Origin of the sequence: Gaoshiqia hydrogeniformans (genome assembly GCF_049347105.1) — a bacterium.
Lineage (GTDB): Bacteria > Bacteroidota > Bacteroidia > Bacteroidales > Prolixibacteraceae > Gaoshiqia > Gaoshiqia hydrogeniformans.
Genome location: NZ_CP186334.1, coordinates 5171347 through 5197443, shown reverse-complemented (window position 1 = coordinate 5197443; position 26097 = coordinate 5171347). Strand labels below are relative to the sequence as shown.

Below are 26097 nucleotides of genomic sequence, written 5' to 3'. Positions count from 1 at the left end.
ATGGAATGCTTAATTTCTATCATTTCAATGATTCTATTAATAGGACTAATTTTTATTCCTATTGTCCTATTTGTTAAACTAAGGAATTCAAAGTTTCGATTTTTGGTATATTTAATCATAGGATTGATTATTACAGCAGGAATCACCTCAATTTTTGCTTGGTGGACAAATTATTCAGACGAACTATTATTAGGCAATTATGGATATGACTTGAACGCAATGAACGACTTGGAACGATATGGGAATATAAAGAGTGAAGATTTGGAAAAAGTAAAACAGATTGAAATTAGTTACTTCGGAATTGGTTGGCCATTAAAAGCAATTATAACTTATGTTTATTATTCTCCGTATTTACTAATCGTATACCTGATTGGAATTGCAATAAAGAAAATGAAACTAAATCGAAATAATAAAAGCGCGCCCTAATAAATAGGAACATGAGCGGCGTGCAACGCCGAGCGATTATTTCCGGTTGGGTTACACCCGCCGGGGTTTATGGGAAAAGTGATGTTGAGGATTTGGGGTGGTTGGGAAGAAAAGTTAAATAACGAGTACCGGTTAATCCTGATCGAAATAGTTTATGGAACAAGGTGAAATAGTTATTTATAAGGCTAGCGATAAGGCGGATTTTCAGATAGAAGTTCGCATTGAAGAAGAAACGGTGTGGTTGACCCAGGCCCAGATGCTGGACCTTTTTGATTCAACAAAGCAGAATATCAGTCTTCATATCAATAATATTTTTAAAGAAGGAGAGCTTCAGCAAAATTCAGTAGTCAAGGAATACTTGACAACTGCATCGGATGGCAAAAAATATAAAACAAAATTCTATAATCTGGATGTAATCATCTCCGTCGGCTACCGCGTTAAATCAAAACGTGGCACACAATTTCGCATCTGGGCAAGCAGTGTATTGAAAGATTATCTGCTTAGAGGTTATGCTATTAATCAACGTGTGGATCGGATTGAAAAAAAATTGTTTGAGCATGATCAGAAGTTTGATTTGCTGATTAAAACAAATTTACCGCCTCACGAAGGTGTTTTTTATGACGGACAAATATTCGATGCCCACGTTTTTGTTTCGGATCTGATCAAAGCAGCCAACCAGTCCACTATCCTGATTGATAACTACATTGATGAAAACGTTTTGGCATTATTGTCAAAAAGGAAGGCGAATGTAAGCGCAACGGTATATTCCGCGAATATTTCACATCAGCTGAAGCTTGATCTGAAACGGTTCAATGCGCAATATCCGCGAATTGAAATAAAGCAGTTCACCCGGTCGCACGACCGTTTTTTGATTATTGACCGCCAAACAATCTATCATATCGGGGCTTCGTTGAAGGATTTGGGTAAGAAATGGTTCGCCTTTTCAAAGATTGGTCTTGATGCCCGGGAGATGATTGAAAAGCTTGAAAGAGAGAAGCTAATCAATTAAAAGAATTGATATGAAGAGAATAATTTTTTATTGATTACAATAAAACCAAAAGAATAACATCAAACTCCCGGTCCGGCAGACGCGGTTTTGCGAAGCATGCCATACAATGATTTCGGGAACAAGAGCTATATTATTTGCCTTGTTACAGCTCAACCGGGAAAAGCCTGAGTCAGACCATCCAAAAAAACAGTTTATCAACATTTTTTACTATCGGTGAGTTTTTGTTCAGAATTATTGTAACTTTCTGGCGCCAAACAAAAAACTAACAATGAACACGACACCTGAAGGCCCTCCGGAAATAAACAGCACGAAGATTTAAGGGATGTTAAGATAGCGGAAATCCAATGGAAGTTGGGGTGTGTTGTCGTTACTATGTTGGAAATATAAGATAATAAAGTTACATATATATCCCGCCTTTAACAGAGACTAAGATAACTTTGGTGGACATATAAACGTTGTTCTTCATACAAAAAAACAAACATTATGAAAGAGACAAAATATTCTAAAATTTATCGAATAATTCATTGGGCAATAGCTATTTCATTTCTGCTATTGCTAATTACGATTTTTTTACGATTGACGTGGCTGAATAAATTTAATGTTGCAGCTATCATACAGGAATATCTGAATGATACCGACCAGATGTTATCTCAGGAACAACTCATTGTTTTAGCAAAAAAGATAAGACAACCAATGTGGGATTGGCATATTTATATTGGTTATGTATTAGTTGGACTATTTAGTATTCGTTTCACACTTCCTGCATTAGGACATATGAAGTTCCAAAATCCATTCTTAAAAAATCTATCTGTAAAGGAAAAATTTCAGAAATGGACGTACATCATTTTTTATGTCTGTGTCATCATTTCGTTGGCAACTGGACTTATTATAGAGCTGGGACCAAAAGAACTAAAGAAGCCAATGGAAGAAATCCATATCCTTGGCATTTATTACCTGGTAGCGTTTATTGTCATCCATTTAGCAGGCGTAATAATTGCTGAATTTACAGACCAAGAAGGAATTATATCACGAATAGTAAGTGGAACGAAAGACAAGGATTAAAAAGTACGAAAGCACAATCGAGTAGACTACCCCGCCAGTAAATACTGACGGGGAGAGCCTCTCACCACCATGCGTACGCGGGCTTCGCTCCTCCCTTTCGATTCAAATATCCACCCACCGGATATTCAATTCTCAGGCACATACACGGCGGTTCATCAAGAGGCAGGGCAACTTTCTCGTAATACGGCAGCAACGATTCATACCTCTTTTCCGCAACCGTTCCAATGTAATGGTACTCCGGTGATGCCAAATGCAATACCTTAGCCGGTTTCGCAGCCATCCGTCCATTTCCTTTAGTTTGCCATTCGGAAATAGTTCAACCAGCCCCGTGTTATTTCTTTGAGCTTTTCAACGCGCTCGCCGAAACTCATCGGCATGGTTTTCCGGGTGGCCTGTTTTAGCTTTTCACTGAGCGTTTTCCAGCTCTTTTCACTGGCTGCCAACTGGGATTTGCCTTTCTCTCCTTTTACATACGTCGGCACAAAACGGTAACCAGGTTTACCAATCCCGTGGTGGCTGGCCGAGGTATCCCCGGGTAAGAGTTTTTCCCTTTCTCCAATCCCTGCCTGATCTGCCGTGAAATGATTTTGGTATTCTTCGGACGTTACAATGATGTGCTTGCTTATCCTCGCTTTACAGCCTCATATCAGGTTTCTGTTCGTCAGTACCGGATTTTGCAGTCCGGCTTCTTTCACTGCTGCCGTCGCCGGCAACCCGCCTGCCACTTGCTAATGCTTCAGGAACGATCCGGCGCATAAGGGATTCTCATCCTCCGGGGAAAATCACACCTGCTGCTGCCTTTATATGTAAAGTTTATTTGTATTTTTAAACTTTTTCAACACTTTTCGGCAGGTTGTGCGGCAGTTTAAAAATTGATCAGTTAAATTAAGCTTACTATGACAAATACAAAAGAAAACGTTGTTTGGATAACAGGTGCTTCGTCTGGTATTGGTAAAGCTATGTCCTTTGAGTGGGCAAAATTAGGATTTAAAGTGGTGCTTTCTGCTAGACGTAAAGAATTATTAGAGGAGATTGCCCTTGAGATTAGGACTTCGGGGGGAGAAGCTTTGGTCGTTCCTGTTGATATTATGGAGGAAAAATCAATAGAAAATGCCGTTCAAAACATCATCACGACTTGGGGGCGTTTAGATATTGCTGTGGCCAATGCTGGATTTGGTGTTTTTGGAAGTATAGATAAGCTGACTGCAAATGATTGGAACAGGCAATTACAAGGTAATGTCGCTGGGTTGGCCCTAACTGTTAAATACGCCTTGCCACATTTGAAGCAAAATCAAGGTCGCATAGGTTTAGTCGGTAGTGTAGGAGCTTATCTTCCTAATCCTAATCTCGGAGCCTATGGTGCGTCAAAAGCTGCTGTACATTCAATTGGTTTGACATTGCAGGTTGAATTAAAGGGTACTGGTGTGAGTTGTACGACCATACATCCCGGATTTGTTGTGTCGGAAATTGCCAGAATTGATAATGAAGGCGTTTGGCACCCCGAACGCCCAGATCCACGTCCTTCAAATCTAATGTGGCCAACGGATAAAGCTGCGAAAGTTATGGTGAAAGCGATAATTAAGCGAAAGAGAAGTTATGTTTTTACGACCCACGGGAGAATATTGGTCTGGTTGCAACGTTGGTTTCCTGGTTTGGTGAGAACGATTGTTTTAAAAGGTCCAAAACCAGAATAAAAAAAGATTAGTCATAATCTGACGTAACAAATGAAAAAGGAAAGCCGAATAAATAGGAACATGAGCGGCGTGCAGCGCCCGGCGATTGTTCCCGGTTGGAGCAGCTGGAGGGAAAGGAAACAAAAGCTGGCTAATATTGTTCAGGTACCGGAGACAACTGCAAGTTTAAATGATGGAGTTACAGCTTATTCAAAGCAAAATTCATGAGATCAGGGGCCAGCAGGTCATGTTGGACTTCGATTTGGCCGAATTGTATGAAGTTGAGACTAAAGTGCTTAATCAGGCAGTCAAACGAAATTCGAAAAGGTTTCCCGCTGATTTTATGTTCAAATTTACAGAGGCCGAATGGGGAATCTTGAAGTCACAATTTGTGACTTCAAGTTGGGGAGGTTCCAGAAAATCTCCTTCCCTCGCTGGCGCGCTTTTGTAAAGCGTGCCGGGTCGCTTGCCGACCGCTGATTGATTCGCATTCGTAAGCCTGATCGTGTTCAACCCGGCTTTGTTAACCGGAATTTCGAATAAACGTTACACAATATGGCAAATTCAGAAATCATATTTTACAGTACTCCGCAGGGCGAAATTAAAATTGAGGTAATCCTGCAGGACGAAACTGTTTGGCTAACTCAGCGTGCAATGGGCGAATTGTTCGGGGTTTCAAAAAAAACCATTAGCGAGCATTTGGGAAACAGATACAAATCGAACGACGATTCTACCAGAAAATTACAGACATTTACGCCGAATGCAGTATTGATTACCAACCCAAATCGGAAATCACACAATTATTTTATAAAACCGTGCAAAACAAAATGCGCAAAGCCAACGCTAAAACCAAATTTTGCCAAAAAGCCTTCCGGCTCCGACGCAGACTCAAAACAAATATTGCAGTAAAAATTGAAAGTAATGGATACAAAAAATGATAAAAGCCGGGCATATAATAAATAGCGTATATAATTAATTGAGGTTTCGGTTCGGATAATCAAGTTTTTCAGCCCGCACCGGCCTCGGTGCTTTTCGACAGGAATTGCCACGCATTCCGCAACTAATCGTATTCGCGGAACGATAGCGGGCATTGTAACAGGACGACAGTTCAAACATAATTAATAAGTAATAAAAATAATATGGACCCAAAATTTGAAGCAGGAATTAACATTGCAATAAAAATTCCAAAAAGTAAGTACGACAACACAGTTGCTTTTTACCGAGATATTTTGAAATTGGAGGTTGAAGAAAAATCCATAGACAATCCAACTGTTTCCAGAACACACGAAGTAAAATTCGGTAACAATATTATATGGTTAGACTGCGTGGACAACTATACTCATTCAGAAACCTGGCTACAACTTACAGTTCCTGATGTAGAAGAAGCGACAAGCTATTTGGAATCGAATGGTGTGGAAACGTGTGACGAAATTGAAGAACTTCCGAAAAATATGCATTGGATTCAAGACCCAGCAGGAACAGTATTCAACCTACAACAGAGAGAAATAAAGTAATTGGACCACTAGTGTCCAAAAGATTTTTTTAGAAACCTTTGTAAGTTATTATAATATAGTCAATTAAAAGCAAATAATCCACGTGTCGATTTGAATTCATTTCGCATCTTGCAGCCTGGAAATAAACCCGGGCAAATATGAACAGCGGCAAATATGTATTCAGTCAACTGGTAGAGTTCCTGCCAAAGAGAGTTTTTGATATGATTGTTAAGCGACATAACGGAGACAAATGGGTGAAGACATTCACCTGCTGGAACCAATTGCTCGTCATGATGTATGGGCAATTGGCCTCGTGTGACAGCCTCAGAGAGGTCGCGTGCATAATTGACGCTATCAAAAGCAAGAGCTACCATCTCGGATTTGGCACCGGAGAGATTAAACTGAGCAATCTTTCCTATGCCAATATGAACCGGGACTACAAGATATTTGAAGAGTTTGCCTTTTTCATGATTAATCTTGCTCAAAGCAAGCGAATCAACAGACCATTCGAATTGCGTGGAAAGTTCTATGCGCTCGATTCCACCACGATAGATCTTTGCCTGAGCTTGTTCAAGTGGGCATACTTTAGAAAGAACAAGGGTGGCATCAAAGTTCACACACTCTTTGACGTAGTAACCCAAATACCGACTTACATTCATATTACGGAAGCAAAAGTTCACGACGTGAATGTGATGGATGAGATTCCCTATGAGCCGTATGCGTTCTACATTTTTGACAAGGGATATTATGACCTCGCAAGGCTGCATACATTCAACACGATCGGTTCCTGGTTTGTCATCCGACAGAAGTCTCACCTTAAGTATGAAGTTATTGATGGTGAAGAGCTTTTGGATGGAGCGGACAACGTTTTGCTTGACCAGACGATACGCCTTACCGGCTACCAGACCCAAAAGAAGTATCCCTGCGTGTTGAGAAGGATCGTTTACTATGCTCCTGACCTTAAAAGAACGTTCACCTTCCTGACCAACAATGTCAGCATCAAGGCCAAAGACATCGCCATGCTGTATAAGCAACGCTGGCAGGTGGAGCTGTTTTTTCGGTGGATAAAGCAACATCTCCGTGTCACATCCTTCTGGGGCAATACCGAGAATGCCGTGAGGATACAAATTTATGTTGCGGTTATCACATACTGTCTGGTGGCCATCGTCGAGCATGACTGCCAGTTGGGCAGGACTACATTCAATGTGCTTCGCGTGATCAGTAGAGTACTGACAGACAAAACGAACATCAGAGATCTTTTCCTGACCTCCGGGGACATTGATGATATATATGAACAAGCCGCTCAACTTGAATTTGCCTTTAAGTATTAGTTATTGAAAATTTATTGGACACTAGTGTAATTGGACTTAAAAACAACGACCCGCTAAAACAAAATATAATTAATTGAGGTTTCGGTGCGGATAATCAAGTTTTTCAGCCCGCACCGGCCTCGGTGCTTTTCGACAGGAATTGCCACGAATTCCGCAACTAATCGTATTTGCGGAACGTTGGCGGTTGAATTGCGACTTTCATTTAAATGTTTACTTTTTACTGCTGTCGTTTTAAATGAACTATTGCACACCATCAAAAACCCGCGTCAGCTTAAACCTGACTTTACGCTAATCAGAAGCGAACTGCCGGGTGGCGCGGTTTTTAACCGCGCATTCGCTCATTGCCGGTTAAAAACCGGCACACCCGGGTCGGAACGGCCTGCCTGCCCCTTTTCAAACCTGGTTCTCCGTGTAAAATCCCGGGGTATAAATAACTGCCGACCGGAAATCCCGGAGGGATTAAATACGGGTAGCCCCGGGTGATCCGGCAACTGCCGGAGAAACCCGGGGTTGGTACAGAGGGAGAGCAACCAGGCGCAGCCACAAGCGTTGATCCGGGAACGCCTGTTTCATGCGCCGCAAAGCGATGCGGTTTTGATTACGGAGAGACCGGGCGGAGCTGTTTTTCCTAACGGGAATGCCACATGGTCCAACTCGTCGTACCTCCTCAAACAGGGCCGCTTACCAGTCCCTGCCCCGATTCCCTTCCCTTGTTTCCCGGGTTCAAAACCCCCGTAGGCCGCAGCCAGGCGACAGGCCATCACTGAAGTGCAGTCATGCTGAACTTGTTTCAGCATCTGTTGCCATTTGTTGCATTGGCAGTTAAAAGACATAGATGCCGAAATAAAACGTCACTTGAAATCAGCCAATGCCTGACGAAGCGGTGGGCTTGCCGTCACAACGCCCGGTTTCTTTTCCGGTATTGCATGGGCGACAGATCAAACTTCCGTTTAAAGGCGGTTGTAAAATGCGACAGGTTTTTATAGCCTAATTCTTCTGCAATTCCCGAAATGTTTAGCGACCGGTCTGTCAACAGCCTGCGGGCCCGATCCATCCGGTAGTTGAATAAGTAATGAAAGACAGTGACGCCAAAAACCGATTTAAACCCGGATTTTAACAGGGTTTCGCACATCCCCACCTGCAACGACAATTCACGAATCCCGGGAGGGTTGCGGTAAGCTTGTTCCAGGATGTTGCGGGCCTGGTTGATCTGGTCGTGATAACGCGCGAAACAGCCGTTTGCGGGCTGTTGTTGAGCCAGCGGAAGTTGCCACTGCAGGGCCAGCAACTCCCTGACCTTGGTCTCGAAGTAGAGTGGGGCCAGGGAACCCATCTTGCGGCAGTGTTTAATCTGCTCAATGATCCGGTTCATTTCCAGGCTTGTTATCAGGTGGGTAGCGCCGAGCTCAAAGGGGCGTTTTTGCCTTATTTTTTCCGATAACAAGCCAAATACCCCGGGAAACCGATCCGACAGGACATGAATATAGTCCGGCGAAATACTGATCTTGAAACATTCGTTCGGCTCGTCTTTTACGGGCTGATAAATGATCCTCGCGCGGGGCAAATAAAAAAAGTTATTGGTATTGGCCACCATGCCGGTGGTCCGGATCTGCCGGCATTGATAATCGGTTTTCCCCTGGCCCATAAAACAGAGCGTGACCATTTCGGTTGGTGTTTCGCCAATCACCCGTACTTCTTCATTGGTTTGGTACTGCATCAACACCGCACGAAACCGCGGCGTTCGCCATTCTTTTACCTCCATGTTTACCGGACCCGCGGCAACCGAAACCGAGGCAGGACCAAAAGAGACCGGTGTTTTTTCGTTCCCGCAGCGGGAATCGTACAGCACCCGGTGACCGGCTGAAGGAATAAAATATCGCATATTTTCCAAATTATGGTGAATAATATGTCCCCAGATTTAAAAAATCTGCCCTTAGCTGTAACAATCAGTCCCTTTCTTCCTGTTAATTTTGATTTTGTTCAGTCTAAATTAAACAATAATCATAAAACAGACAAATCATTCAGTCAAATCATTCATTAAAACAATCAGCTTATGGCAACACAAGAAAAAAGCAGTGTGATCGTCGAGTTGTACGATCTTGCACTTACCGACCGGAAAGACGACCGTTTTGGCCGTGTAGTTATCTCCCGTTCGCTCAACCAGGACGACCTGATCGCGATTGCCGTTGCACGGCGTACCGACCTGAATGCATCGACCCTGAAAGCATCGATGGATATCCTCAGGAACATTGCCATTGAACAAATTGCCAACGGGGCCTCCGTGAATTTTGGGCTCGGGTATTTTAACCTGACGGTTAACGGTGTATTTATCGGCGATAATGCCCGGTGGGACAGTTCAAAACACAGCCTGGCCATCCGAGTGAGCCCGACAGGCGATCTTCGCAGCGCGGTAAAGTCGAGCGCGGTCGATGTCCGTGGGCTGGCAGGTTCAGGTCTTTTTGTCAACTCGGTAACCGATGTCAGCTCGGGCGAAGTAAACAGCCGGATTACCCCCGGCGGCGGTGTTAACCTGGCCGGCAGCAGGATGAAGATTGAAGGGGATGATCCGGCAGTCGGCATCAGCCTGATCAACCAGGAAACCAACGAAGTGACCGTGATTCCGCCAACGTCCATCCTGGTGAACGACCCGTCGAAGATCACATTCATCGTGCCTTCCGGTTTACCCGCCGGCGACTATAAACTGAGCATCTGTACCCGGTTTTCGACAAATATCCAGTTGAAGGAACCACGTACTTATCTCTTCGACTACGTGTTGAATGTACCGGCATGATAAATCCGGAACACTCAGCAGCCTGACGAATCATCGTCTGTCTCCTGTCTGACAGGCAATCTGTCATTAGCCTGATAGACCTTCTATCATTAGGCTGATAGGCTGTCTATCATTAGGCTGATAGACCCTCTATCATTAAGCTGATAGACTGTCTATCATGAGGCAGTGAGACCGTTCTTCATTCCGGCCATGATTGATCATGACAGGCTGTGGCAGAATTAACCCGCCACAGCTTGTTTCTTTACAGTTTCTTATCCCGTCAGCCGGTAACTTTACGCGAATAACAAGCAAACCAGCCGGGTACGCCGGTTTCCGGACCGCGCATTCAGCAACTGCCGGTTACAAACCGTGCCGCCCACCATATATCCTCTTTACCGGCACCAATGCTATTCTTTGTCCTTTGGCCGGACGGGCCCTTCCTTTTTCAGTCGATAAAAAGGAAGCAAAAATCTTGTCAGAACGAACCCTCGCCCGGGCGTTCTGACGGCCTGCCCACCGCTCCGGGATGCTTTATCTGAATCTAAAAACAACCGTATTTCCTTTGTCGTTTACCAAGCTGCCGGTGCGGGTGGCGCGGTTTCCGGACTGCGCTTTCAACAACCGCCGGTTAGAAACCGGCACACCCGGGGCTGAACGGACTGCCTGATTTGCACTTTCGGACAGCTCACCACCGAAAAAAAGGTCATGCTGAACCTGTTTCAGCATCTGTCCCCACAACCGTGTTTGAATACCAAATAGGTTTGCAGACCGGCAAAAAGCCCGGTGCGGGTGCGTCGGTTTGTAACCGACGATTATGCGCGGTTACAAACCGTGCCGCCCACCATATATCCTCTTTACCGCCCACCAATGTTATTCTTTGTCCTTTGGCCGGACGGGCCCTTCCTTTTTCAGTCGATAAAAAGGAAGCAAAAATCTTGTCAGAACGAACCCTCGCCCGGGCGTTCTGACGGCCCGCCCACCGCTCCGGGATGCTTTGTATGAATCTAAAAACAACCGTATTTCCCTTGTTGCTTACCAAGCTGCCGGTGCGGGTGGCGCGGTTTCCGGACCGCGCATTCGCTCATTGCCGGTTAAAAACCGGCACCCCCGGGGCAGAAAGGACTGCCTGATTTGCACTTTCGGACAGCTCATCACACAAAAAAAGGTCATGCAGAACTTGTTTCAGCATCTGTCTCCACAACCGTGTTTGAATACCAAATAGGTTTGCAGACCGGCAAAAAGCCCGGTGCGGGTGCGTCGGTTTGTAACCGACGATTATGCACGGTTGCAAACCGCTCCACCCACCATATATCCTCTTTACCGGACACCAATGCTATTCTTTGTCCTTTGGCCGGACGGGCCCTTCCTTTTTCAGTCGATAAAAAGGAAGCAAAAATCTTGTCAGAACGAACCCTCGCCCGGGCGTTCTGACGGCCCGCCCACCGGTCCGGGATGCTTTATCTGAATCTAAAAACAACCTTATTTCCCTTGTCGTTTACCAAGCTGCCGGGTGCAGCTGGCCCAGTCGCCCCTGCTGAGCGCCTATGCCGGGCTGATAGCCCCGGCTGTGATCGGCCTGGAATTACTGCTGGCCGGGTTGCTGTGTTTCCGGTCTGCCCGGCTTGCCGGACTGTACGGCTCTTTCTTTTTAATGATTGCCTTTACGGTTTATATTTATTTAATCCTCAATTACAGCGATTTTGTTCCCTGTTCCTGCGGCGGCATTATCGAAAAACTGGGCTGGAGGGAGCACCTGGCCTTTAACCTGGCCTTTGCCGCGCTGGCCCTGCCTGCCATCCTCCTTTTGGAAAAAAGAAAAAACACCCGCGCCGGCGTGGTGGCGCTTAAAAGCGTACTGCCGGCTGTCGCTTCGGCCGGCCTTGTTGTCGGGCTCTTTTTATCGTCGGAGCATATCATCAAAAAAGAAAACAATTTTATAAGAAGGTTTGGGCAGCACCCCGTCCGGGATGAAAAATCCCTTGACCTGGGCGCCGACTCGTACTATTTTGCCGGGATCGACGGCGGGCAGATCTACCTGGGCAATACCACCGCCCCTTTGATCCTGACGGCGATCGACACCGCTTTGACAACGATAAAAGCCATTAAAATACAGTTGGACAATACGGAACACCGCTTTCGCTTTGTTCAGGCACAGGTCAAGCCACCGCATTTTTACCTGTATGACGGCACCGTGCCGGTCATTTACCGGGGGCAGTTGGGCGATTCACTTGCCCGTACCGTCAGCCTGAACGACTGTTATTTCTCGCAGTTGCAGGTGACCGGTTCCATGACTTTTGCTTTCCGGGCCCAAAGCAGCCAAAGCAAAGCGCTGGTATTGGGACGGCTCAGCCCGGACCGGGAGCCGAAAGTAATCCTGCATGAAACGCTGCTGGAAAAGCAGGTGGACGGCATGTTCGATACCGACGGAGGGTTGCTGCGGGATGATGTAACCGGGGAACTCCTATACGTCTATATCTACCGCAACCGGTTCCTGGTGATGGATGAAGAACTGAACCTGTTGCGGAAGCTGCATACCATCGACACCACAAGCAGGGCGCAGGTCCGGGTGCGGGCGCTCCCGGACGGGAGGCACAAGATGGACGCGCCCCCGTTGCAGGTGAATAAAACACCGGCGGTACACGGGCAGCTGCTGTTTAACCAATCCATGCTCATGGGGAAATTCGAATCCCGGGAGCAGTGGCGGCAGGCAGCGGTTATCGATATGTACCGGACCGGAGATCAGGAATACCTGGGCAGCTTTTATGTGCATCACCGCGGGAAAGACAAGCTGTCCGGGATGCTGGCCACGGACAAACACCTGTTTGTTTTGCGTGGCCGTGAACTGCTGCGTTACCGTTTTGCGCAGGCGGTGTCGCGGCATTTTGTGGCAGGGGAAGCCGAAAACCTGGAACAGAGTAGGCGCTGAATTTAAATTTTTGACAAAGATGAGAAAGTTGAAAAGTCTCTACCTGCCGGCTGCTGTCGTACTGATGGCCGTTGGCGCCGCTGTTGCCGGACATACGGCAAAAAGTTCGGATGATGCCCCAATACCGGGTTATCTTATCGACAGCTCCACGAGCCAGTGTATGGAAAAGCGAAGTGACTGCAGTCCCACCGGGACCGTATTTTGTACCTGGACGGATGAAAACAACCAGTCCCACAACCTCTCAAGGTTAAGCGGGACAAGTTGTATTCTGCCGGCGTATGAGCCATAGGCCGGTGATTAAAAGGAGGATGCTACCCGGCATCCTCCCTTGTTTCCTTCTCAATCCATCCGGCATTTTTCTCACCTTTAAGAAAGTATCCAAACCATTCCAGTACCCGCGAAGTCAGGTCCCGGCATGCTTCCGGTGCGAAAAGGGCATGCGCTTCTTTGGTGTAAAATAAGGCAACCACCTTTTTGTTGTTCCGTTTTAGCCCAATATAAAACTCCATGGTTTGTTCCCAGTCAATGTTCCGGTCTTTTTTCCCGGTCCACAGCAAGACAGGGGCATTGACCCGGTCCACATAGTGAATGGGGTTATTCTGAAAATACAGGTCTTTATCTTCCGCAAAGCTTTTATTCATTTTATATTGCCCTGTTTCGTATTGCCAGTAAAAAGGACTGGAAAAATTGTAATTAAAGGAGAAATAGGAACGGACAATATCACTGTTTCCGGCCCCGGAAACGTAGGCCGCAAAACGGCTGGAATGGGTGGCAATAAAATTGGTTTCATAACCGCCATGCGAGTGCCCGATCAGCCCGATCCTGTCCTGATTAATCAGCGCATTGGAAGATACAGCATCCAGGGCATGGTTTACACAATCCAAAGCCGACAAGCCCGTTCCCTTATCGCCGTAAATAATGTCGGGGAAATAAACAAAGTAGCCATGTTCCAGAAGCAACCTCAGGCTAAACCCATCATTGTTGGCCTGGCTGTATGCCGCGACCGGGTACCGGTTGGCCATTTTTTTACTCTGAATCTGGTAGATATGTACCACCATGGGGTATTGTTTGGCATGATCAAAGTTCAGTGGATAGTACAAAACGCCTTTCAGCGGGATCCTGTCGCTGTTGGTATAGGAAACAATCTCCTGTTTGAGCGATAAGATGGCTGTGTCCTGCAAATTGCTTTGGTACAGCAGCCGTTCCGGTTTGCCCGTCTCTTTGTAAACCACCCGGGGCGGCAGGTTATAATCTTCCTCCAGCCAGGAAAAACAGTCATACGCCTGGTTGTAGTTCAGGTATTGGATGCGTTTGGAAGTTTTCGGAATGATTGTCCTGGTTTTTCCTTTTTCCCACAGGACATAAGAACGCTCATTTTTCAGCGAATCAAATAGCTCAAGGACCAGTGGATTTTTTGGATCGACTGTTTTCTGATAAAAGCTAAAACCCCCGGGGACCGGTTTTGAAGATTCATTGAGTACCTTGACACGGGCCCCTTTAAAACCGATAAGTTCGGGCAGCTGTTTTTCTTCGGAGTCATAGCGCCATAGCCCGTCATCACCGTCAAACAGCACGTTTTTGCCGTCATCCGTAAAATAAGGCGTTTTCAGCCGGCCATTGCCAACTGTCTTCGCGGTGCCGGAAGGGATGTGGTAAACCTGCCAGCTGTTATTTTTTAAGTACAGGGCATAGTGACCGTCCGGGGAAGTATACAAACGGGAAGACAGGGTGTCAATCACCGCGTAAGTGTCTTTCAGCCGGTCGTAGCGGCAGAGTTTCAGCGGGGCCGTTTTCGTGTAGTCCTGCAACAGATCAGGGTCAAAACTCAGGAAATAACGTTCGCTCCCGATAAAGGCGCTTTTGGCCAGCCGGCCGTTCCCCAGGGGTTGAAGCTTTTTATTTTCCGGTTCCCAGACATAATAAACCTCCCGGGTGGACGGAAGAAATTTTTCTTCCAGCCGCTTGTCGTTGCCGTACCAGATATCTACCAGCGAACTGTCTTCCTGCTCCCGCTGTACCCACAGCCGCAGGAAATATCGGTTCCCTTCGCTGATCACCTCGGTAAAGGCCCGTTGAAACGGCCGGGACAGCAGCTCGTTTAACGGCCAGGTGGTTTTTGTTTTCAAATCCAGGTAGAGCAGCTCAGCGGAAGTACCGTCCGGGTTGTTTTGCCGGTGAATCATGATTTCCTGCCCGCCGGGATCAACAGCCAGGGAAGAAATCTTACGGGGCGAGTGGTACACTTTTTCTGTTACCTGCTCCCTGATCCGCAGGACTTCGAATTCGCTGTTCCCGGTTTGTGAAACCACATAGAGCCGGTCATTTTCGGCGACATAAAAACTGCTCACCCCGTCGGCCTCATTCACCAGGTTCCCCTTAACATCACGCAGTTCGAGCCGGTTGTTTTTTTCAGCATGGTAGTGCAAAACAAACTGACCGCTGTTTTTCAGCGCCTGTACCTGTTTTACACCATCGAAGCAGATGCCCGTTTGTTTTTCCAGGTCCAGCAGCTCGGCCTGTTGTCCGCATTTGATCAGCAGGCAGTTGTTGTCAAAAAAAGCAACATTCTCTGCTTTTAACCGGTAAGCGGCCGGTTTCCCGGGATGGCGGCTGTCAAAGATCAGCAGCGTATCGCGGTTCAGGTCATAAGATTTCCAGGCCGTAAGCCACCGGCCGTTTTCACTCATCTTCAGCCCGGTAAGCCGGTAGTGGCGGCCGGTTATTGTTTGCAGCTCACCGGCCTGGTTTTGGGCCGTTAATTCCCGGCCTGCCGCAAGCAGCAGGCACAGGAATAACAGGAACAAGGGATAGAAAGATCTCATCATTAATAGCCGGGGTTTTGCGGTCTTAAATTGCTGTTGAGCAGCAACTCGCTTTGCGGCAGCGGCCAGATACGTTTGTGCTCTTCCCAGTTGGTTTTCAGGGAACTTAGTTCATCCAGGCGGCCCAGGCGTTTGAGGTCGAAAAAGCGGTGGCCAAACTCGGTGAAAAACTCGCGGCGTTTTTCGGCCGGCAACTCATCCCAAAAACCTTCCGAAGACAGGGAAGCCAAAGCTTCCAGCCCAGCCCGTTCTCGGGTGGCATTCAAATAAGGAAGAGCTTCATCCACGCGGTTTTGCCTGGCCAGGGCCTCGGCCAGGATAAAATAGACTTCTTCGAGCCTGAATACCGCGGAATATTCATTGGTATTATCCAGCCTGTTTTTGTATTTATAAGGCCGCGACCAGGATTTGTTATTATAGGATACCTCGGTCGTCCAGGCCTGTTTTCGCAGGTCGTTGTCAGCAAAGGAGCCAACCAGGTCTTCTGTCAGCGTATAGGCGTTGGGCGCTGCACCTGTAAAATAATAAAAACCGGCTTCTTTGGCAGCATCTCCGCTGTTTTGCGGTTTCAGTTGCCAGAGGATATGTGTACCTGTTTTATGAAACACTTCGTTTAGATCCGCCTGAAACTGGTATAAGGGCGATTGCAGGATATTTTCGGCTGCTTGCTCCGCCAATACCCATTCTTCCTGAAGCAAATAAATACGGGCCAGCAGCAGTTGGGCCGTTTTGCGGTTGGGGTAAATGCGTTCCGAATCACGGTAATGGTCTTCCAGCAGGGAGACTGCCTCTTTCAGGTCAAGTTCCAACTGCTCCAATACCGATGCAGCTTCGGTTTTGCTTAAACTTCGGTTGTACCGGTAATCCAGGCTGGTGGTGTAAGGGATATCGCCGAAGAGCTGCTGCAGGTAAGAATACAGCAGCGAACGGATAAACAGGGCTTCCCCTTTCAGCCGGTTTTTGTTTTCAGTTGAAAGGGCGGCGGAGTTTTCCGTCCCGTAAATAATCGCATTGGCATAATAAACCTGCTTATAAGCCGTGCTCCAGATACTTGTGATCATCCGGTTGGTTTCCTGCTGCTGGTTTTGATACAGGTCCATGGCCCCGTTCTGGTCGTTGTTGTGGCATTCCAGGTCATCGGCATAAGAAGCGGCCAGGGTGCTGACGGTATAATACCCGGCGCCTGAAATAACCGACTGGTCGCGAAGGCCGGCGTACAAGCCAGCCAGCGCGGCATTGGCGGTTTGTACATCTTCAAAGACCTGCGTGGTGCCCAGCTGGTTGTTCGGGTCACCGACTTCAACCAGATCTTCGCAGGAGGACAGAAGCAATGTCCCGAAAAAGAAATAGAGATATTGTTTTTTCATGTTTTTAATTTTTAGTGATGAATGTCAGTTTTCAGTTTTCAGTTGACAGTTTTCAGTCAGTATGCAGAGGCAAAAGCTGGGAGCCTCAAGCTTCAAGCAGCCGGCATCCACAGACTTCCAACTCACTGCGACTGTGAACTTTTAACTGTCAACTGTCAACTGTCAACTGTTAAAAGTTCAGCTGAATGCCAAAAGCCCAGGTCTTCAGGGGCGGCAAATAACCGGTCAGAACGAATTCGGGGTCAAGTCCGAAATAGTTGGTCAGGGTCAGCAGGTTTTGGCCCTGCACGTAAAAGCGCACATCCTGCAAATAGCTTCTGACCGGCAACCGGTAGCTCAATTGAATATTTTTAAGCCGGACAAAGGAAGCGTCGCCAACGGCGGCCGTACTGTTCATGAAATTTAAATGTGACTGGTTTTTCCGGGTGTTGCTGCCGGAAGAATAGGGCATATACTGCCCGTCGGGTTTATCTTCAGACCAGACATTCAATACTTCGGCAGGCACATTGTTCAGTGAGCCGGGAATCAACAGGATACTGTTGTAGTTTTTCTGCCGTTGATTGACAAACTGGAACAAAAACGAAAACTCCCAGTTTTTAAAGGCGAATTGGTTCGACCAGCCCCCGAAATACTTGATTCCCACTTCTTCAATCACCCGGTTATCGTCGGGTGAGCTGATGGCCCCGTCGGTATTGTAATCGGTGAAGACATACAAGCCGGTTTCGGAATCGATGCCCTCGTAGTTATAAACCTTTACAATGGAAGTAGGATAACCCACCACATATTGGTTGGCATAGGTGGAACCTTCGAGCCCGGGAAAGGAGACCAGCTTGTTCTTGGGAAAGCTGATGTTGAAGCTGCTGTTCCAGCTAAAGCTGCCGGTACTGATGGGCGTGGCGCCCAGTTCCAGTTCCAGTCCTTTGTTTTCGACCGTGGCGGGCAGGTTGGCCTGGATGCTGGCAAAGCCCGTGGTGGCCGGCAGGGGAATACCCACCAGCTGGTTGCCCGAACGGTTGCGGTACCAGGCGGCGCTAAACCGGATGCGGTCTTCCAGGAAGCCCAGTTCCAGGGCCGCTTCGATTTTGGTGGTTTTTTCCCAGCTGAAGTAGGGGTTGTGCAGCCGGGAAGGGTTCAGGCTGGTACTGCCCCCGTAACCGGCGCTGCTTACCGTGTAGGTATCCAGGTACTGGTAATCGCCGATCAGATCGCTTCCGGTTATCCCGTAGCTTCCGCGGAGTTTGCCCAGGCTGAGCCAGGAGCTGCCCGACAGGAAACCTTCTTCGCTGAACAGCCAGGCGGCGCCCACGGCCCCGAAATTGGCAAAACGCCTGTCGGGACCGAAACGGCCGGAACCGTCGCGCCGGCCGGTCAGGTTCAGGATATAGCGGTTTTTATACTGGTAGTTGATCCGCCCGAACAGAGCGGCATATTTGTATTCCGCTTCGTCGTCACGGGTAACCATGATATTGGCGGCTGCCGCAAGATTGGTAATCAAAGCGTTGCTTTTAAACCCGTAGCTGTAAAGCCCTGAAGTGGAAGATTGTTTTTGCTGAGAGGTTCCGCCAATCAAAACATCAATCTTGTGGTCATGAAATTTATGGGTATAATTTAACTGGGGTTCCAGCAACCATGAAAATTGTTGTTGGCTCCCTTTCGTGGCGCTGGAATTGGCCGGGGTAATCCCGTAAGCAGGATTATAGATGGTATTGGGACGCAGGGCGAGCTCATCGAAAGCCTGGTAATTAACACCTCCGTTGAATTTTACTGCTACAGACGGCAACAGCTTGTAGCTTAGGTTCAAACTGGTATTGAACGTTTTACTCTCATTTTGATAGGTGCTTTCATAAGCAGCTACGGGGTTGGTAAAGGTATTGTTTTCCCAGTTCAGGCTGCCATCCTCCTTATACAGGGCCGGGGCATCGGGGCTCAGTTTAAGGGCCTGGGCGGTGATATCGTCACGGATCAGGTTATTGGACTGATCAGCAAACAGTCCCGAAGCGTTCAGCATAAAGCGCCCGTCGCCGGAGCGGTGGTTCAGGCTCCCGGAAAGGCTGGTGGTTTTGTAGCGAAAATCATCAGAAAACACGGTGGTTTGCCGGTTGTGGCTGGCGCTGATCAGAAAGCGGGTGTTTTCACTCCCCCCGCTTAGCGAAAGCTGCACGTTACTGTTTTCGGCCGTTCCGCCAATCAGCTCGTCCTGCCAGTCGGTATAACGCTCCTGATCCCAGACACCGTTTACATCATAGGCATTGGCCGGGTAAGTGGCGATGCCGTCGTTGGCATAGGCCTGCCGGCGCATGTTTAGGTACTGCTGCGTGTTCATCAGCTTCATCCGGTTGGCTACCCGGCTGATGCCGTAACTGCTGTTGATACTCAGGGTGGTTTTGTGTCCGGCTTTTCCTTTTTTGGTAGTGACCAGGATTACCCCGTTGGCCCCGCGCGAACCGTAAATGGCGGTGGCGTCGGCATCTTTCAGGATCTCGATGCTTTCAATATCGTTGGGGTTGATGGTATTTAAAGGGTTAATGTCGTGTGAAGGAATGATGCCTGCCGAGTTAAAAGAAGGAGTTTCAGCGCTTACCGGCACGCCATCGATGATGTACATGGGGTAGTTACCGGCCCGGCGCAGGCTGTTGGTACCGCGTATTTGGATGCTGTAACCTCCGCCGGGAACCCCGCTGCCCTGGGTGATGCTGACCCCGGCCATACGGCCCTGAACGGCAGACAGCGCGTTGCTTACCGGCTGGTTTTCCAGCTCTTTGACCGTTACCCGGGCAATGCTGCCGGTACGTTCCCGGTCTTTAACGGTGTAATAACCGGCATTCACCGTGACTTCGGAAAGGGTGGTCACCTCTTCCTGCAGTTGGACATCCAGGCGGCTTTGCCCGGTAAACGCGATTTCGCGGGTTTGAAAACCGATGAAGGAAAAGGAAAGCACGGCATTGTCCGTCATGCCCTTTAAAATATAACTGCCCTCGGCGGAAGTGGTGGTACCGATAAGGCTGCCTTTGATCACGATGCTAACACCGGGCAGGGGCTGGCCCTGCGGGTCGGTAACCCGGCCGCTAAGGCTTTTGTCCTGCTGCAGGCTGGCGGCCTGTACCGGGCTAAGGGCTGCCAGGCTGAAAAATGCCAGCAAGGCCGTTATCAGCAGGCCGTAAAGCCGGGGTTTTGTTTTTTGTTTTTGGTTATTTGGTTTATTCTTCATCTTTTAATTTGTTTAAGTTTGGTTGATAATAGATTGATTTGCTCCTCGGAAAAAGCCGAAATACAGGTTAAACACAAAGACACGAAGCCACAAAGGATTTATAATCCGGTAAATGAATCCAAGCCTTTGTTCTTTTATATCTTCGTGTCTTCGTGACTTCGTGTTTAAATTCTTTAGTTCTGCCAGGCGGTGAAACAGAAACCGCCCGCAAAGCCGGTTATTAGGATTAAACACAAAGACACCAGGCCACAAAGGATTTGTGATCCGGCAAATGAATCCGTGCCTTTGTACTTTTACACCCTCGTGTCTTCGTGACCTCGTGTTTAAATTTAAGTAAAGGCATGGCCAGGCCATGAAGCAGAAATTGGGTTTCATACTTTCAGGATTTTGGATGATTGGATAAATGCTTAAATGGTTCTTAAAACCCCCGGGCTTTGGAAAAATCCCGGAGGTTTACAATCGAGGGTTGTTGATATAGCCCCTGCGTTACGGGGCGCGTCGGGGAAACAGAAAGCGTTTAAAACATGGCATCACACTGGTTTTATGGTTATACCACAAATGTTTTTCAGCATACCTGGCTAAGAGGCATGAACCACGTATTTAAGTTGAGTTTGATTACAGGAAAGCGCCCGGAATAAAAAGGGACGCGGACTCAACTTACCGACTTGGGGTACTGGCAATACCTTGGAACGATAAGAGAGCCCACGCCCGGGTCGTGAGCCTTTCTACTTATCATCTCGTTCCATAAAAGTGCCAGTTTTCAAGTCGAGATTCTAAGCGAATGCTTCCAATATTTTCATCAATAGAAGAGTCGCAAAATTACATTTTTCAGATGTAATGTTCTGACAAATATAATTAAAATTCTTTAATCGTTCGCTATCGCGAACAGTTATTTTTCAATTATTTTATTGCTTTGGTTATTAGATTCTATATTGAAATGTCCTCAGAACTAAATAAAGAAGAACTTAATAGGAAAAATGCATTAGTAAATAAATACTTGTGTAGTTTCATTGCTTCCAAGTTCTTAAAGATATTTCGCGATCAGGATAGAAACGAAATTTCTCAAAATAGATATGCCAAATTATGTGGAATTTCTTCATCAACCATCAGTAAGCTGAAAAGTACCGACGGGTATGACATTCCGTTATCTACAATGTATAATATCTGTAGGCACGAAAAGTACTCACTTAAGAAATTGTTCGATGAATTTGAAAAGAAATATGGTATAGATATTCCTGATTAAGACAAATGTTTGTTCCTCACAAGTTCGTAAGAATTCCGTCCTTTTCAAAAAAGGGGTAAAAATGGAGATACAAAAGGAAAGGATATTACTAAAATTCGGGCAGCATATAAAGAAACTCCGAACAGATTCACGGCTAAGCCAGGATGATGTCGTTATGAATAGTGATAGACTAATTAAAGCAACTGTAAGCGATGTAGAGAATGGAAAAAGAGATATCGCATTTACTACCCTTATAGATTTGGCTAAAGGTTTAGGAAGAAGTCCCCAAGAGTTATTGGACTTCGATTGCTCCGAAGTGGATTAATTATGTTGTTGTGTTTGATTAAGAATTATCGTTTCCTTTTTTATTTACTCTCGATATAATGTTGAAGTTGTATATATCGCTTTCAAAGAGATGTTGAAAAAGCAGTTGTTCCTTGTCGTTATAAGCTTCAAGTGAATTTTGTAAATGTCATTTATAAGTGCTTTGACCTTTTTATCCCATTTCCCTTTTTTGTCTTGGATTTATGTTATTTAGAACAACTTTAAATTAGTTTTACTTATGGTAAAATTGGTTTGGGTTTCGTAATTTGTGCAGCTAACTAATATAACGACAACCAAGTAATAGCGGGCTATATGTACTTAGTAAATATAGCCCGACGTTATGGCCAATTGTGAAAACAAAAAGATTACAAAATGAAAATAGGTTATTTTGATGAGAGTGGAACTGGAGGAGAACCCTTCGCTGTAATGACTGGAGTAATTGTAGACAGCCAGAGAATGCATAAAACAAAAGAACATTGGAATAACTTATTAGAAACTCTTTCTCGAATCATCAAAAGACCAGTTTTAGAATTACACACAAAAGACTTCTACCCAGGTAACGGAATATGGAGAGGAATCTCTGGTGTGGAAAGAGCTGAAATTATAACTGCTATTATAGAATGGCTAAATGCTAGAAAGCACGAACTTATCATAAGTGTTATTGACAAAGACAAATATGAAGAAGAAAAAAGAATAGGCAAAATTCCAAACGAAATAGATTCAATTTGGAAAGCAATGGCATTTCATGTAATACTTGGGATTCAAAAGAAATATCAAAGACTTGAAAAAACAAAGGGACACACAATTCTCATCTTTGACAATGAAGAAATGGAGAAAGCTGCTTTCGCAGACCTAATAAACAATCCACCTGCATGGAGTGACAGTTTCTATGGAAAATCAAGAAAAGATAGTAGGTTAAATCAAATTGTGGATGTTCCATATTGGGCTAATTCAGAACAAGTCGGACTTATTCAGGTTGCCGATTTTATTTGTTATTTTATTAGGAGATACGTTGAGATAAAAGAAAATAGAATCGCTGCAAAATATGACGGTGAGGACATAAGATTAGATGAGTGGTTTGACTTAATTAAAAAAAGTTCTGTTCCGAGTTCAATAATGTACCCAAGCAGAGGAAGATGTGATACTGCTGAACTTTATTATCAACTCGCACCGGACTGTATAAAATAAAAATAAACAACAGGGCATAATAAATAGGAACATGAGCGGCGTGCAGCGCCGAGCGATTATTCCCGGTTGGAGCGGCTGGAGGGAAAGGAAACAAAAGCTGGCTAATATTGTGCAGGTACCGGAAACAACAGCAAGTTTAAATGATGGAGTTACAGGTTATTCAAAGCAAAATTCACGAGATCAGGGGTCAGCAGGTTATGTTGGACTTCGATTTGGCGCAACTATACGAAGTTGAGACGCGGGTTTTAAAACAAGCCGTGAGGCGGAATATCGAAAGATTTCCTCCCGATTTTATGTTTGAACTTGTAGATAATGAGATAAATAAACTGGTATCACAAAATGTGATACCATCCAAGAGCTATTTGGGGGGCGCTGTGCCATACGCATTTCTTGAGCCTGGTGTGGCCATGCTTTCGAGTGTTTTGAAGAGTTCGAGGGCTATTGAGATAAACATTAATATCATACGGGCATTTATTGCTATCCGGAGATATATGGTACAGGCTGCTCCATCGTCTCTTTCCCGGGAACTGGAAGAAATTAAGGAACGCATTAAAGCCTTGGAAGAGGTTGGCGACGAAAATGAAGAGAAGTTTGATGACATCTATATTGCGTTGACCGAATTGGCCATGAAGCAAAAACTTGCTGCCAAATCACATAGCCCCATCGGGTTTAGGAGATCAGAAAAGTAATTTAAGCCGCATAGGAAGTACGCCTCTGGAGACAAATCTGTGCTATTTTTTCTTCACCTGAAGATTTGAAATCACAAGACAACATTTTTATTGCCCCCCGCTCCTCCGGACATACACAAAGCAGGCGGCGGCTGTCCGGCCCCGAAATTTCGGGGTGCAATTCCGGCCTCCCCAACTCCTCCTCGTTTGAGCGAAGCGGAAACGAGGGGGAAGCTGGCAGTCGTTTATAACGACAGTATTTGAAATTTGCTGTAAGTTTCCGGCCCGGGCACAGCTCAAAAAAATGCTTGCATTTACTACTTTTTTTTAAATGGGGTAGCTTTCCGGGTTTTCCGAAAAGAAGGCTGTCCCGGATATGCCATCCGGTACTTATTAACGCCGGATTTTCGATTTGGATGGGGGGTAAGCCTTATGAGCGAATAGTTCACGTACGGTTTGATGAGGGGGTACTGACAGTCCGTTCAAATTTGTACATTTATGTGCAAAATGAGAATGGACTGTCAGGCTCTACTCTACGCGGTAAATTTAAAACAGACATTCACAACAATAAACAAACATGAAAAGACCATTTGAATTTGTAATGGACACATTCTTTGAAAATCTCGAAAAGCATCGTGAAAATCAAAGATACAACTTCAATAATTCAGAGAAATTTATGATTTGGATTGTCGGCTTCTCAATTGGAGGACTTTCGATAATCGTGACCAATCTAGCAAAATTCAATAATTCATTTGACCATTGCACAATAAAGACAGTTTTAATTTTACTCTCAACTTCGATAATTTCAGGGGTACTATACAGATGGTTCTTTTATATTTATCAGATACACTATCAAAGTATTGAATTTTATCTTCAAGGTGCTTTTTCCAGGCAACAAATCATGGAGGTAAATCCCGATGACATTTCAGATGAAAATGATATCAATGAAGTAGTAAGACGCTTAAAAATAGACTATGACGACGATGTTTCCCATGTATTGGAAGAATATACAAAATTAAATCCAGAGGGTAAACAAATAGTCCTTAATGACTTAAAGAAACGCTATCAAATAATTGCACAGGGAGCAAAACAAGAATTTGAATTTGCCATGAATTATGCCAAAGACACTTATCAAGAGGCATTTGGGCTTTCTGATAAAATTGCGAATAAAATGTTTCAACCCAACTCATCAAAAAGGTTTAAACTCTTTGGTCGATTGACCACGATTTCTTTTTTAATAAGTTGTTTATCATTTATCTCTGTGGTAATTATCTTATGTGTAAAGTATTGAGAGAAATAAAAAATCTACCGCTAATAAATAGGAACATGAGCGGCGTGCAGCGCCCAGCAATTATTCCCGGTTGAACTACACCCCGCCGGGGTTTTTGGGTAAAAGTGATGTTGAGGATTTGGGGTGGTTGGGGAGAAAAGTTAAATAACGAGTGCCGGTTAATTCTGATCGAAATAGTTTATGGAACAAGGTGAAATAGTTATTTATAAGGCTAGCGATAAGGCGGATTTTCAGCTCGAAGTTCGCATTGAATAAGAAGAAACGGTGTGGTTGACCCAAGCCCAGATGTCTGAGTTATTTCAAACCACAAGAAATAACGTAACCATGCATATTTCCAATATCTTCAAAGAAGGAGAACTGGAAAGAAGTATGGTATGTAAGGATTTCTTACATACCACTCAGCATGGTGCAATAGCCGGAAAAACACAGGAAAAAGTCATCAAGCTATATAACCTGGATGTCATTATTTCCGTCGGCTACCGTGTGAAATCGCAGCGTGGAATCCAGTTTCGAATATGGGCGAATAAAATCTTAAAAGATTATTTATTAAGAGGTTATGTCGTTAGCCAGCGCTTTGAACGGATTGAAAATGATGTGAATAACCTGAAAAGAAAATTCGATGAATTCGACTTCCGCATAAAAACAAATTTACCGCCTCACGAAGGTGTTTTTTATGACGGACAAATATTCGATGCCCACGTTTTTGTTTCGGATCTGATCAAAGCAGCCAACCAGTCCATTATCCTGATTGATAACTACATTGATGAAAACGTTTTGGCATTATTGTCAAAAAGGAAGGCGAATGTAAGCGCAACGGTATATTCCGCGAATATTTCACATCAGCTGAAGCTTGATCTGAAACGGTTCAATGCGCAATATCCGCGAATTGAAATAAAGCAGTTCACCCGGTCGCGCGACCGTTTTTTGATTATCGACCGCCAAACAATCTATCATATCGGGGCTTCGTTGAAGGATTTGGGTAAGAAATGGTTCGCCTTTTCAAAGATTGGTCTTGATGCCCGGGAGATGATTGAAAAGCTTGAAAGAGAGAAGCTAATCAATTAAAAGAATTGATATGAAGAGAATAATTTTTTATTGATTACAATAAAACCAAAAGAATAACATCAAACTCCCGGTCCGGCAGACGCGGTTTTGCGAAGCATGCCCCGGCTCATCAGGATATGCACTAAAGCAGGCGGTTTGAGGCTGGCCCGGATATGCCATCCGGTTAACGCCGGATTTTTCGATCTGGATGGGGGGGGAGCCGTACGAGCGAATAGTTCACGTACGGTTTGATGCAGGGGGTACTGACAGTCT

The 26097-nt window shown here is 45.7% G+C and carries 22 protein-coding genes; 16 read left to right on the top strand and 6 right to left on the bottom strand.

Features of this window, described 5'->3' with window-relative positions:
• The 3 genes from ACOIT5_RS20670 (at window position 1) to ACOIT5_RS20660 (ending at window position 2497) form a co-directional block, all read left to right on the top strand.
• Window positions 1-426, top strand: a complete 426-nt coding sequence (locus ACOIT5_RS20670) for a hypothetical protein (RefSeq protein ID WP_423128064.1) — start codon at window positions 1-3, stop codon at window positions 424-426.
• Between the two features lie 154 nt (window positions 427-580).
• Window positions 581-1435, top strand: coding sequence for a virulence RhuM family protein (locus ACOIT5_RS20665; protein WP_423128063.1), 855 nt, complete (start codon window positions 581-583; stop codon window positions 1433-1435).
• 483 nt (window positions 1436-1918) lie between these two features.
• Entirely contained in the window at window positions 1919-2497 is a 579-nt protein-coding gene (locus ACOIT5_RS20660) for a cytochrome b/b6 domain-containing protein (RefSeq protein ID WP_423128062.1), read from the top strand.
• A 293-nt stretch (window positions 2498-2790) separates the two neighbouring features.
• On the opposite strand, the gene ACOIT5_RS20655 is transcribed toward ACOIT5_RS20660, so the two are convergent.
• The gene (locus ACOIT5_RS20655; RefSeq protein ID WP_423128061.1) at window positions 2791-2979 is read right to left on the bottom strand and encodes a group II intron maturase-specific domain-containing protein; all 189 of its coding nucleotides are present in this window, start codon (window positions 2977-2979) and stop codon (window positions 2791-2793) included.
• A 414-nt stretch (window positions 2980-3393) separates the two neighbouring features.
• Here ACOIT5_RS20655 and ACOIT5_RS20650 point away from each other — a divergent pair, with 414 nt between their 5' ends.
• The 5 genes from ACOIT5_RS20650 to ACOIT5_RS20630 all read left to right on the top strand — a co-directional run bounded on the left by ACOIT5_RS20650 (window position 3394) and on the right by ACOIT5_RS20630 (window position 6994).
• Window positions 3394-4191 carry an SDR family NAD(P)-dependent oxidoreductase gene (locus ACOIT5_RS20650; RefSeq protein ID WP_423128060.1) on the top strand — a complete coding sequence of 266 codons (798 nt, stop codon included), beginning with the start codon at window positions 3394-3396 and terminating at the stop codon, window positions 4189-4191.
• Window positions 4192-4360: 169 nt separating this feature from the next.
• On the top strand, window positions 4361-4621 hold the full coding sequence (locus tag ACOIT5_RS20645) for an ORF6N domain-containing protein (RefSeq protein WP_423128059.1): 261 nt from the start codon (window positions 4361-4363) through the stop codon (window positions 4619-4621).
• A gap of 259 nt (window positions 4622-4880) precedes the next feature.
• Window positions 4881-5108, top strand: coding sequence for a RhuM family protein (gene rhuM, locus ACOIT5_RS20640; protein ID WP_423130633.1), 228 nt, complete (start codon window positions 4881-4883; stop codon window positions 5106-5108).
• Between the two features lie 201 nt (window positions 5109-5309).
• The gene (locus ACOIT5_RS20635; protein WP_423128058.1) at window positions 5310-5684 is read left to right on the top strand and encodes a VOC family protein; all 375 of its coding nucleotides are present in this window, start codon (window positions 5310-5312) and stop codon (window positions 5682-5684) included.
• Between the two features lie 137 nt (window positions 5685-5821).
• Window positions 5822-6994 (top strand): IS4 family transposase, encoded by a 1173-nt coding sequence (locus tag ACOIT5_RS20630; protein WP_423126501.1) that lies wholly within the window; start codon window positions 5822-5824, stop codon window positions 6992-6994.
• Window positions 6995-7563: 569 nt separating this feature from the next.
• On the opposite strand, the gene ACOIT5_RS20625 is transcribed toward ACOIT5_RS20630, so the two are convergent.
• Window positions 7564-7791 carry a hypothetical protein gene (locus ACOIT5_RS20625; protein WP_423128057.1) on the bottom strand — a complete coding sequence of 76 codons (228 nt, stop codon included), beginning with the start codon at window positions 7789-7791 and terminating at the stop codon, window positions 7564-7566.
• Between the two features lie 98 nt (window positions 7792-7889).
• Complete coding sequence (locus tag ACOIT5_RS20620; RefSeq protein ID WP_423128056.1) at window positions 7890-8876, bottom strand: helix-turn-helix domain-containing protein; 987 nt, start codon at window positions 8874-8876, stop codon at window positions 7890-7892.
• Window positions 8877-9047: 171 nt separating this feature from the next.
• Here ACOIT5_RS20620 and ACOIT5_RS20615 point away from each other — a divergent pair, with 171 nt between their 5' ends.
• The 3 genes from ACOIT5_RS20615 to ACOIT5_RS20605 all read left to right on the top strand — a co-directional run bounded on the left by ACOIT5_RS20615 (window position 9048) and on the right by ACOIT5_RS20605 (window position 12979).
• Window positions 9048-9785, top strand: a complete 738-nt coding sequence (locus ACOIT5_RS20615; protein WP_423128055.1) for a DUF4469 domain-containing protein — start codon at window positions 9048-9050, stop codon at window positions 9783-9785.
• A gap of 1489 nt (window positions 9786-11274) precedes the next feature.
• Entirely contained in the window at window positions 11275-12690 is a 1416-nt protein-coding gene (locus ACOIT5_RS20610; RefSeq protein ID WP_423128054.1) for a MauE/DoxX family redox-associated membrane protein, read from the top strand.
• Between the two features lie 19 nt (window positions 12691-12709).
• Entirely contained in the window at window positions 12710-12979 is a 270-nt protein-coding gene (locus tag ACOIT5_RS20605; RefSeq protein WP_423128053.1) for a DUF6520 family protein, read from the top strand.
• Between the two features lie 22 nt (window positions 12980-13001).
• Here ACOIT5_RS20605 and ACOIT5_RS20600 read toward each other — a convergent pair whose 3' ends face one another.
• From ACOIT5_RS20600 to ACOIT5_RS20590, 3 genes are all read right to left on the bottom strand, one after another.
• On the bottom strand, window positions 13002-15515 hold the full coding sequence (locus ACOIT5_RS20600; RefSeq protein WP_423128052.1) for an alpha/beta hydrolase family protein: 2514 nt from the start codon (window positions 15513-15515) through the stop codon (window positions 13002-13004).
• On the bottom strand, window positions 15515-16879 hold the full coding sequence (locus ACOIT5_RS20595; RefSeq protein WP_423128051.1) for a RagB/SusD family nutrient uptake outer membrane protein: 1365 nt from the start codon (window positions 16877-16879) through the stop codon (window positions 15515-15517). The genes ACOIT5_RS20600 and ACOIT5_RS20595 overlap by 1 nt, the downstream gene beginning before the upstream one ends.
• Before the next feature lie 169 nt (window positions 16880-17048).
• A complete protein-coding gene (locus ACOIT5_RS20590; protein ID WP_423128050.1) occupies window positions 17049-20087 on the bottom strand; it encodes a SusC/RagA family TonB-linked outer membrane protein in 3039 nt (1012 codons plus the stop codon).
• A 1304-nt stretch (window positions 20088-21391) separates the two neighbouring features.
• Here ACOIT5_RS20590 and ACOIT5_RS20585 point away from each other — a divergent pair.
• From ACOIT5_RS20585 to rhuM (ACOIT5_RS20565), 5 genes are all read left to right on the top strand, one after another.
• Window positions 21392-21634, top strand: a complete 243-nt coding sequence (locus ACOIT5_RS20585) for a helix-turn-helix domain-containing protein (RefSeq protein WP_423128049.1) — start codon at window positions 21392-21394, stop codon at window positions 21632-21634.
• A 371-nt stretch (window positions 21635-22005) separates the two neighbouring features.
• Window positions 22006-22821 carry a DUF3800 domain-containing protein gene (locus ACOIT5_RS20580; RefSeq protein WP_423128048.1) on the top strand — a complete coding sequence of 272 codons (816 nt, stop codon included), beginning with the start codon at window positions 22006-22008 and terminating at the stop codon, window positions 22819-22821.
• Between the two features lie 140 nt (window positions 22822-22961).
• Complete coding sequence (locus tag ACOIT5_RS20575; protein ID WP_423128047.1) at window positions 22962-23510, top strand: ORF6N domain-containing protein; 549 nt, start codon at window positions 22962-22964, stop codon at window positions 23508-23510.
• A gap of 556 nt (window positions 23511-24066) precedes the next feature.
• Window positions 24067-24780, top strand: a complete 714-nt coding sequence (locus tag ACOIT5_RS20570; protein WP_423128046.1) for a hypothetical protein — start codon at window positions 24067-24069, stop codon at window positions 24778-24780.
• Window positions 24781-25065: 285 nt separating this feature from the next.
• Window positions 25066-25845 (top strand): RhuM family protein, encoded by a 780-nt coding sequence (rhuM, locus tag ACOIT5_RS20565; RefSeq protein WP_423128045.1) that lies wholly within the window; start codon window positions 25066-25068, stop codon window positions 25843-25845.
• Window positions 25846-26097: the final 252 nt, after the last annotated feature.

Excerpts from the sequence above, each read along its gene's own strand:
- ACOIT5_RS20670 (WP_423128064.1), top strand. The coding sequence starts at position 1 with ATGGAATGCTTAATTTCTATCATTTCAATGATTCTATTAATAGGACTA.
- ACOIT5_RS20665 (WP_423128063.1), top strand. The coding sequence starts at position 581 with ATGGAACAAGGTGAAATAGTTATTTATAAGGCTAGCGATAAGGCGGAT.
- ACOIT5_RS20660 (WP_423128062.1), top strand. The coding sequence starts at position 1,919 with ATGAAAGAGACAAAATATTCTAAAATTTATCGAATAATTCATTGGGCA.
- ACOIT5_RS20650 (WP_423128060.1), top strand. The coding sequence starts at position 3,394 with ATGACAAATACAAAAGAAAACGTTGTTTGGATAACAGGTGCTTCGTCT.
- ACOIT5_RS20645 (WP_423128059.1), top strand. The coding sequence starts at position 4,361 with ATGATGGAGTTACAGCTTATTCAAAGCAAAATTCATGAGATCAGGGGC.
- ACOIT5_RS20635 (WP_423128058.1), top strand. The coding sequence starts at position 5,310 with ATGGACCCAAAATTTGAAGCAGGAATTAACATTGCAATAAAAATTCCA.
- ACOIT5_RS20630 (WP_423126501.1), top strand. The coding sequence starts at position 5,822 with ATGAACAGCGGCAAATATGTATTCAGTCAACTGGTAGAGTTCCTGCCA.
- ACOIT5_RS20625 (WP_423128057.1), bottom strand. The coding sequence starts at position 7,791 with ATGCTGAAACAAGTTCAGCATGACTGCACTTCAGTGATGGCCTGTCGC.
- ACOIT5_RS20620 (WP_423128056.1), bottom strand. The coding sequence starts at position 8,876 with ATGCGATATTTTATTCCTTCAGCCGGTCACCGGGTGCTGTACGATTCC.
- ACOIT5_RS20615 (WP_423128055.1), top strand. The coding sequence starts at position 9,048 with ATGGCAACACAAGAAAAAAGCAGTGTGATCGTCGAGTTGTACGATCTT.
- ACOIT5_RS20605 (WP_423128053.1), top strand. The coding sequence starts at position 12,710 with ATGAGAAAGTTGAAAAGTCTCTACCTGCCGGCTGCTGTCGTACTGATG.
- ACOIT5_RS20600 (WP_423128052.1), bottom strand. The coding sequence starts at position 15,515 with ATGATGAGATCTTTCTATCCCTTGTTCCTGTTATTCCTGTGCCTGCTG.
- ACOIT5_RS20595 (WP_423128051.1), bottom strand. The coding sequence starts at position 16,879 with ATGAAAAAACAATATCTCTATTTCTTTTTCGGGACATTGCTTCTGTCC.
- ACOIT5_RS20590 (WP_423128050.1), bottom strand. The coding sequence starts at position 20,087 with ATGAAGAATAAACCAAATAACCAAAAACAAAAAACAAAACCCCGGCTT.
- ACOIT5_RS20585 (WP_423128049.1), top strand. The coding sequence starts at position 21,392 with ATGGAGATACAAAAGGAAAGGATATTACTAAAATTCGGGCAGCATATA.
- ACOIT5_RS20580 (WP_423128048.1), top strand. The coding sequence starts at position 22,006 with ATGAAAATAGGTTATTTTGATGAGAGTGGAACTGGAGGAGAACCCTTC.
- ACOIT5_RS20575 (WP_423128047.1), top strand. The coding sequence starts at position 22,962 with ATGATGGAGTTACAGGTTATTCAAAGCAAAATTCACGAGATCAGGGGT.
- ACOIT5_RS20570 (WP_423128046.1), top strand. The coding sequence starts at position 24,067 with ATGAAAAGACCATTTGAATTTGTAATGGACACATTCTTTGAAAATCTC.
- rhuM (WP_423128045.1), top strand. The coding sequence starts at position 25,066 with ATGTCTGAGTTATTTCAAACCACAAGAAATAACGTAACCATGCATATT.